Source organism: Streptomyces sp. KLMMK (assembly GCF_036961605.1).
In the GTDB taxonomy this organism is placed as follows: domain Bacteria; phylum Actinomycetota; class Actinomycetes; order Streptomycetales; family Streptomycetaceae; genus Streptomyces; species Streptomyces telluris.
On sequence record NZ_JBAMDC010000341.1, the window covers coordinates 1 to 7,005 of the forward strand.

Annotated in this window: 6 protein-coding genes and 1 pseudogene; 4 read left to right on the forward strand and 3 right to left on the reverse strand. The window is 72.1% G+C overall.

Annotated elements, in window-relative coordinates; genetic code table 11:
• Together V7793_RS30300 and V7793_RS30305 are read right to left on the reverse strand one after the other, a co-directional pair.
• Positions 1 to 220 (reverse strand): annotated as a pseudogene (locus V7793_RS30300) (hypothetical protein); the annotation flags it as partial.
• 143 nt (positions 221 to 363) lie between these two features.
• A complete protein-coding gene (locus V7793_RS30305) occupies positions 364 to 1,188 on the reverse strand; it encodes a hypothetical protein (RefSeq protein WP_336012489.1) in 825 nt (274 codons plus the stop codon).
• A gap of 187 nt (positions 1,189 to 1,375) precedes the next feature.
• On the opposite strand from V7793_RS30305, the gene V7793_RS30310 reads away from it, so the two are divergent.
• From V7793_RS30310 to V7793_RS30320, 3 genes are all read left to right on the forward strand, one after another.
• Positions 1,376 to 2,626, forward strand: a complete 1,251-nt coding sequence (locus tag V7793_RS30310) for a glycosyltransferase family 4 protein (RefSeq protein WP_336012490.1) — start codon at positions 1,376 to 1,378, stop codon at positions 2,624 to 2,626.
• Positions 2,623 to 3,603 (forward strand): hypothetical protein, encoded by a 981-nt coding sequence (locus V7793_RS30315; RefSeq protein ID WP_336012492.1) that lies wholly within the window; start codon positions 2,623 to 2,625, stop codon positions 3,601 to 3,603. Before V7793_RS30310 ends, V7793_RS30315 begins: the two co-directional genes overlap by 4 nt.
• A 63-nt stretch (positions 3,604 to 3,666) precedes the next feature.
• Entirely contained in the window at positions 3,667 to 4,641 is a 975-nt protein-coding gene (locus V7793_RS30320; protein WP_336012494.1) for a helix-turn-helix transcriptional regulator, read from the forward strand.
• Here the strand turns inward: V7793_RS30320 and ctaD are convergent.
• A complete protein-coding gene (gene ctaD, locus V7793_RS30325) occupies positions 4,595 to 6,280 on the reverse strand; it encodes an aa3-type cytochrome oxidase subunit I (RefSeq protein ID WP_336012498.1) in 1,686 nt (561 codons plus the stop codon). The two genes, V7793_RS30320 and ctaD, sit on opposite strands and share 47 nt — an antisense overlap.
• A gap of 465 nt (positions 6,281 to 6,745) precedes the next feature.
• Between ctaD and V7793_RS30330 the strand changes: the two genes are divergently transcribed.
• Positions 6,746 to 6,961 carry an I78 family peptidase inhibitor gene (locus tag V7793_RS30330; RefSeq protein ID WP_058045066.1) on the forward strand — a complete coding sequence of 72 codons (216 nt, stop codon included), beginning with the start codon at positions 6,746 to 6,748 and terminating at the stop codon, positions 6,959 to 6,961.
• The last annotated feature ends 44 nt before the right edge of the window (positions 6,962 to 7,005 follow it).

Below are 7,005 nucleotides of genomic sequence, written 5' to 3' on the forward strand. Positions count from 1 at the left end.
AGTGGACGTGGTAGCCCAGCTGGCCGGCGTAGCCCTGCTGCCCGCCGTACTGCCCGTAGCCGAGCTGCGGACCGAAGCCCACGAACCTCAGCTCCTCCTCGCCCGAGCGGTCGAAGGGGAGCGCCCGGAACGAGCGGCGGTACTCGGAGTAGAGCGCATCGTAGATCGGGGTGACCGAGACGGAGTGGCTCTGCGGGGTGGCTTCGCGGGATGGGCGCATGCCGGGGATGTGGTTCGGGTACGGAATCCGCGGGGCAGGCTCGTATGAGTGCACATACGAGCCAACGAGTCCGTGGCCCGGGGGATGCGGGCCCGGCCGGTAATGGGCCGCCGGAGCGTGGCGGACGGGGTGCACGGCGCCCGTCACGTACCCGCGAGGGGCATGGTCGCGGCGACGAGCCGCCCGGCCGCCGCCGCCCGGTCCAGCGCCTCGCGCAGCAGGTCCTCGCGCGGCTGCGAGCCGATCGTGCCGACCGGCGCGGCGAAGACCAGCACCCGCTTCGTCTTGTTCACGGCCGACCGCCACTCGGGCGCCACCTGCATCGCCTGGTGCGCCTGCCACCACGCGGTGGGCTGGGCGCCCGCGACGCCGGGCATCAGGATGGCGTGCAGCTGACCCATGGCCAGCAGCACCGACCAGCCCGGCGTGGACGGCGGCACCTGCTCCACGGTGGCGACGGGGGCGAAGCCCTGCTCGATCAGGAGCGGCAGGAAGACGTCGACCGGGCCGTTCGTCCCGGGGCGCGCGATCGGCCCGAGCGGCTCCACGACGAGCGCCGGGTGCAGGTCGCCGCCGATGAGCACCAGGCCGCTGGTCACGCCCAGCTCGGCCTGCACGGGGCCGTCGGGCGTGGCGGGGATCGCCGGCATCGTGGCCGGCGCCGGCAGCCGGGGGGCGCCCGCCTGGTCGCCCTCGCCCTGGATGGAGCGCACGGCGCCCTGGAGCTGTTCCTCGGGGACCGCGACGACCTGGGAGGGGATGCAGGCCGCGTGGGCGAAGGCGAGCACGGCCGTCTCCTCGCCGACGAAGAGCACGGTGCTGGTGCGCTCGCGGTCGGTGTCGCCGGGGGACTGGCAGGAGGTGCAGTCGTAGCTGCCCGGGGCGCTGTCACCGCCCAGCAGTCGTTCGGCCTCTTCGTCGCCGATCTCGGCGCGGACGTCGTCACTGACGTCGAGCATGCGCGGCACGGGTGGCTCCTAGATATCGGTGCGTATCACACGGGGGTTCCCGGTTCGTAAGAGCACAACGGGCGATCCGTGGCAGGGGTCACGCGTAACGAGTTGGTGATCAGGGCCAACCTCACGTGCCCCACCACGGTCTAATCTCTGGGTAGGCGGGCTGGATGGAATGTCCGCGGCAAACGGCTGGGGACGAATGCACATCTCATTCCTGATTCACAACGCGTACGGCATCGGCGGGACGATCCGGACCACGTTCAACCTCGCGAGTACCCTCGCCGAGCAGCACGACGTGGAGGTCGTCTCGGTCTTCCGGCACCGGGAGGAGCCGGTGTTCGCGCCGAGCGGCAAGGTGCGCCTGCGCCACCTGGTCGACCTGCGCAAGGGGACCCCGGGCTACGAGGGGGACGCCCCCGAGTACGAGCGCCCGGCCGCCGTCTTCCCCTCCACCGAGGGCCGGTACAAGCAGTACAGCGCCCTGACCGACCGGCGGATCGCGGAGCACCTGCGCAGCCTGGACTGCGACGTGGTCGTCGGCACCCGCCCCGGGCTGAACGTGCACATCGCCCAGCAGGCCCGCCGCGGCCCGGTCCGGGTGGGCCAGGAGCACCTGACGCTGAGCACCCACTCCCAGCCGCTCAAGCTGACGCTGCGCACGCACTACCCGCGCCTGGACGCCGTCACCACCGTCACCGAGGCCGACGCGGCGACCTACCGCAAGCTGATGCGGCTGCCCGGAGTGCGGGTGGAGGCCGTGCCCAACAGCATCCCCGCCCCGGCCGTGGCCCCCGCCGACGGCAGCGGCAAGTGGGTGGTCGCCGCCGGCCGCCTCGCCCCCGCCAAGCGCTACGACGTGCTGATCCGCGCCTTCGAGAAGGTCGTGGCCGAGCGGCCCGACTGGAAGCTGAGGATCTACGGCGCCGGTGCCGAGCGCGCCAAGCTGCGCGCCCTCATCGACAAGCGCGGCCTCTACAACCACGTCTACCTCATGGGCCCCGCCAACCCGCTGGACCCCGAGTGGGTCAAGGGCTCCATCGGCGCCGTCACCTCCAGCCTGGAGTCCTTCGGCATGACCATCGTCGAGGCGATGCGCTGCGGCCTGCCGGTGGTCTCCACCGACTGCCCGCACGGCCCCGGCGAGATCATCTCCGACGGTGTCGACGGCCTGCTCGTGCCGGTCGGCAAGGTCGACAAGATCGCCGCCGGCCTGCTGAAGCTGATCAACGACGACGAGCTGCGGCAGCGGATGGGCCGGGCGGCACTCGAGAGTTCCGCCCGCTTCGACCCGGCGCAGGTCGCCGGGCGCTACGAGCAGCTCTTCGGCGACCTGGCCGCCCGCGGCTCCCTGCGCGGCTCGCTGCACCGTACCCGCGGCGCCCTGCTCAGCAACGCGTTCAAGACCTCGGACGCGAGCCGCTCCGCCCTGCGCCGGGTGCGTGCCGCATGACCCCCGAGACCGGTAAACCCTCCGTGCCCGCGAACGCCGCCGGATCCGGCGGCTCCACCACCCCCGAGGAGAGCACCATCGTGTCTGCCCCGGCCCCGCCGCGCGCCGACTGCATCGCGGACTCCGCGGGCGGGCTCACCTTCGACCTCGACGCCCCCGGCCCCGGACTCGACCTCAGCGAACCGGACCACTGGACCGCCGCGCTGGTCCTGCGCCGCCGCGGCAGCGACGACGAGGCCGAGGAGATCCGCCTGCCGCTCGCGCCCGACGGCGCGGGCCGGCTGCGCGCCGTGCTGCCCAGCACGGTCGCGCTCCCCGAAGGCCGCTGGGACGTCTACGTCGCCTTCGCCGACGCCGCGCCCCGCCGCCTGGTGCCCGGTCTGGCCGACCTCAGATCGCTGGTCGACCGCAGACCCGGCCCGAGCACCTCGCCGCTGGCGGTGCGCATCCCGTACGCGACCAAGCACGGCAACCTCTCCCTGCGCAGCTGGCTGCGCGGCCCGCACGCCGAGGCGGGCGACCTGCACCCGGACGCCTCGGGCCTGACCGCCCACGGCCGTATCCACCGCGTCGCGGACCCGGCCGCCTGGCTCTCGGGGGCCGTCGTGGAGGCCCGCTGCCGCCGCGCGCCCGACCTCGTCGTCACCGCGCCGGTCACCACGGAGAAGCAGGCGGAGGACGCCCCCGCCGAGGAGGCCGACGGCCAGGACTTCTCCTTCAGCCTGGAGTACGCCCGCCTCGCCGAGGAGTGGCACGGCGGCCTGGACGTCTGGGACCTGTGGCTGCGCCCGGCCGACGGCTCGGAGCCCGCGCGCATCGCCCGCCTCCTCGACGACGTCGTGGACAAGCAGCAGATCTTCACCTACCCCGTGCTGCCCGTCGACGCTGCGTACGCGCCCGCGCAGGCCGGCCCGTACTACACCGCCGACAACGACCTGGCGGTCAGGATCGAGGAGCGCCCGCCCGTAGCGGGCTGACCTCCCCGGGGCCCGGGGAGGCCGCGGCCAGATGCCGTCCGCATGGGTCGGCATACTTTCTGCATGCTGGAGACCTCGGCACGTCTGCTCCGTCTGCTTTCCCTGCTGCAGGCCCACCGCGAGTGGTCCGGCCCGGACCTCGCGGACCGGCTCGGCGTGACCGCGCGCACCGTGCGCCGGGACGTCGACCGGCTGCGGGAGCTCGGCTATCCCGTGCACTCCGCGCCCGGCACGGCCGGCGGCTACCGGCTCGGCCCGGGGGCGCAGCTGCCCCCGCTGCTGCTGGACGACGAGGAGGCCGTGGCCGTCGCCGTGGGGCTGCGGACCGCGGCCGCGGGCGGCGTCGAGGGCATCGAGGAGACGTCCGTACGGGCGCTCGCCAAGCTCGAGCAGGTCCTGCCGGACCGGCTGCGGCGGCGGGTGAGCGCCCTCAACGCCTTCACCGTGCCGATGGTCTCCGCGCAGCGGGGGCCTGCCGTGGACGCGGCGGTCCTGACCGAGCTGGCCGCCGCGTGCCGGGACGGCGAGCGGCTGCGCTTCGCCTACCGCGACCACGACGGCGACTCCACGCGCCGCACCGTCGAGCCGCACCGGCTGGTCTGCGCCCAGCGCCGCTGGTATCTGGTGGCCTGGGACACCGACCGCGAGGACTGGCGGACGTTCCGCGCGGACCGCATCACCCCCACGCCGCCGCACGGGCCGCGCTTCGCCCCTCGCCGGCCGCCGGCGGAGGACCTGGCGGCCTACGTCTCCCTCGGCGTGTCCACCACCGCCTACGCCGAGCGGGCCACCGTGCTGCTGCACGTGCCGCTGGAGGTGGCCGCGCAGAAGGTCTCGCCGGCCGCGGGGACGCTGGAGGCGGTCGACGGCGACAGCTGCCTGCTGCGCACGGGCGCGCACACCCTCGACGTGATGGTCGTGCACATCGTGCTGATGGGCTTCGACTTCGAGGTGCGGGAGCCGCCCGGGCTCGTCGACCGGATGCGCGAGGTCAGGGACCGGTTGTCCCGGTCGCTTCCGCCGTCTGCGGAGCGGTGACCTTGGCGACCTCCGGGTGGTGCAGGTCGAAGGCGGGCGACTCGGAGCGGATCCGGGGCAGGGCCGTGAAGTTGTGCCGGGGCGGCGGACAGCTCGTGGCCCACTCCAGGGAGCGGCCGAACCCCCAGGGGTCGTCGACCCCGACGGGCTTCCCGTACTTGGCGGTCTTCCAGATGTTGTAGAAGAACGGCAGGTTGGACAGGCCGAGCAGGAACGCGCCGATGGTCGACACCGTGTTGAGGGCCGTGAAGCCGTCGGCCGCGAGGTAGTCGGAGTACCGCCGGGGCATGCCCTGGGCGCCCAGCCAGTGCTGGACGAGGAAGGTGAGGTGGAAGCCCAGGAACAGCGTCCAGAAGTGCACCTTCGCCAGCCGCTCCTCCAGCATCCTGCCCGTGAGCTTGGGCCACCAGAAGTAGAAGCCGGCGAACGTCGCGAACACCACCGTCCCGAACACCACGTAGTGGAAGTGCGCGACGACGAAGTAGGTGTCCGTGACGTGGAAGTCCAGCGGCGGCGAGGCGAGGATCACCCCGGTCAGCCCGCCGAAGAGGAAGCTCACGAGGAAGCCCACCGCCCACAGCATCGGCGCCTCGAACGACAGCGACCCGTGCAGCATGGTGCCGATCCAGTTGAAGAACTTCACGCCGGTGGGCACCGCGATCAGGAACGACATGAAGGAGAAGAAGGGCAGCAGCACCGCCCCCGTGGCAAACATGTGGTGCGCCCAGACCACCACCGACAGGGCCGTGATCGCCATGGTGGCGCCGATCAGCGTCAGATAGCCGAAGATCGGCTTCCGGGAGAACACCGGGATGATCTCGCTGATGATGCCGAAGAACGGCAGGGCGATGATGTAGACCTCGGGGTGGCCGAAGAACCAGAACAGGTGCTGCCACAGCAGCGCCCCGCCGTTCGCGGAGTCGAAGACCACGGACGCGAACCGCCGGTCGGCCTCCAGCACCAGCAGCGCCGCCGCCAGCACGGGGAAGGCCAGCAGGATGAGGATCGAGGTGAAGAGCACGTTCCAGGTGAAGACGGGCATCCGGAACATCGTCATCCCGGGGGCGCGCATCCCGATGATGGTGGTCAGGAAGTTCACCGCGCCGAGGATCGTGCCGAAGCCGGAGAGCGCCAGCCCCATGATCCACATGTCGGTGCCGATGCCGGGGGAGCGGACCATGCTGCTCAGCGGGGCGTAGCCGGTCCAGCCGAAGGTGGCGCCGCCCTGCGGCATCAGCAGGCTGGAGACGACGATCAGGCCGCCGAAGAGGTACAGCCAGTACGCGAACATGTTGAGCCGGGGGAAGGCCACGTCCGGGGCGCCGATCTGCAGCGGCATGATCGCGTTGGCGAAGCCCGCGAAGGCGGGGGTCGCGAAGAGCAGCAGCATGATCGTGCCGTGTGCCGTGAAGGCCTCGTTGAACGACTCGTTGGTCATCAGCTGCAGGCCGGGGCGGGCCAGCTCGGCCCGCATCAGCATCGCCAGCAGCCCGCCTGCCAGGAAGAAGGCGAACGAGGTGATCAGGTAGAGGTGGCCGATCGTCTTGTGGTCGGTCGTGGTGAGCCAGTCGATCACGATCCGGCCCGGTCGGCGCTCCCGCACCGGCCCGGTGGTCGCCTGCGCGGTGTCCGTCCCCATCTGCGCTCCCTCGATGTCACCTTCGACGGGCTTTCGGGCTCACGCCATGATGCTCGCCCCGGGGGTCCTCGCGCGAGGGTGCCTCCTGGGGTTCCGGGGGCGGGCGCGGCCGGTCCGGGGAATCGGAATTCTTTATTCCGGATGTTTCCGGACCGCGCTATTCCAGTGACCGTGAACACGGATCCGCAATATCCCGTGCGCCCGTTGTGCGGTCATTTCCGGTTCACGTCCGGGCAATTTCGGCGGACCTCCCGAAAAGATGTCGCGCATTTCCCGCCGAGGATGGGTGAAGACGTTCCGCGCGACCCCGTAATCCTCGTAGGGGTGAAGTGTTCCGCGGCAAACCACGACGGGTTCTCTGTGACAGAAGTGTGACCGCCGGAGGACCGCGGCGGCACGGCCCCGTGCTCCGGCCGCCCCGGACTCCGCTTCCGTACGGCGACGGGGCGGCCTACGGTGACGGGCATGGCACCTCTACCGAACCTCCCCGCCGACCCCGACGACGACCCCGCCGCCTACGTCGGACTCGCCACGGCCGCCGCGGCCGAGCGGGCCCGCGCCCGCGGCTGGGCCACCGTGCGGGCCCTCGCGCCCGGCACGCTCGTCACCATGGAGTACCGGGCGGGCCGGCTGAACTTCGAAGCCGAGGACGGCGTCGTGAAGCGCTGCTGGAAGGGCTGACACCCCGCGTACGGCCCGCGTACGGCCCGTGTACGGCCCGCGCA

Coding starts and splice junctions, on each gene's coding strand:
- V7793_RS30310 (WP_336012490.1), top strand. CDS start 1,376: ATGCACATCTCATTCCTGATTCACAACGCGTACGGCATCGGCGGGACG.
- V7793_RS30315 (WP_336012492.1), top strand. CDS start 2,623: ATGACCCCCGAGACCGGTAAACCCTCCGTGCCCGCGAACGCCGCCGGA.
- V7793_RS30320 (WP_336012494.1), top strand. CDS start 3,667: ATGCTGGAGACCTCGGCACGTCTGCTCCGTCTGCTTTCCCTGCTGCAG.
- ctaD (WP_336012498.1), bottom strand. CDS start 6,280: ATGGGGACGGACACCGCGCAGGCGACCACCGGGCCGGTGCGGGAGCGC.
- V7793_RS30330 (WP_058045066.1), top strand. CDS start 6,746: ATGGCACCTCTACCGAACCTCCCCGCCGACCCCGACGACGACCCCGCC.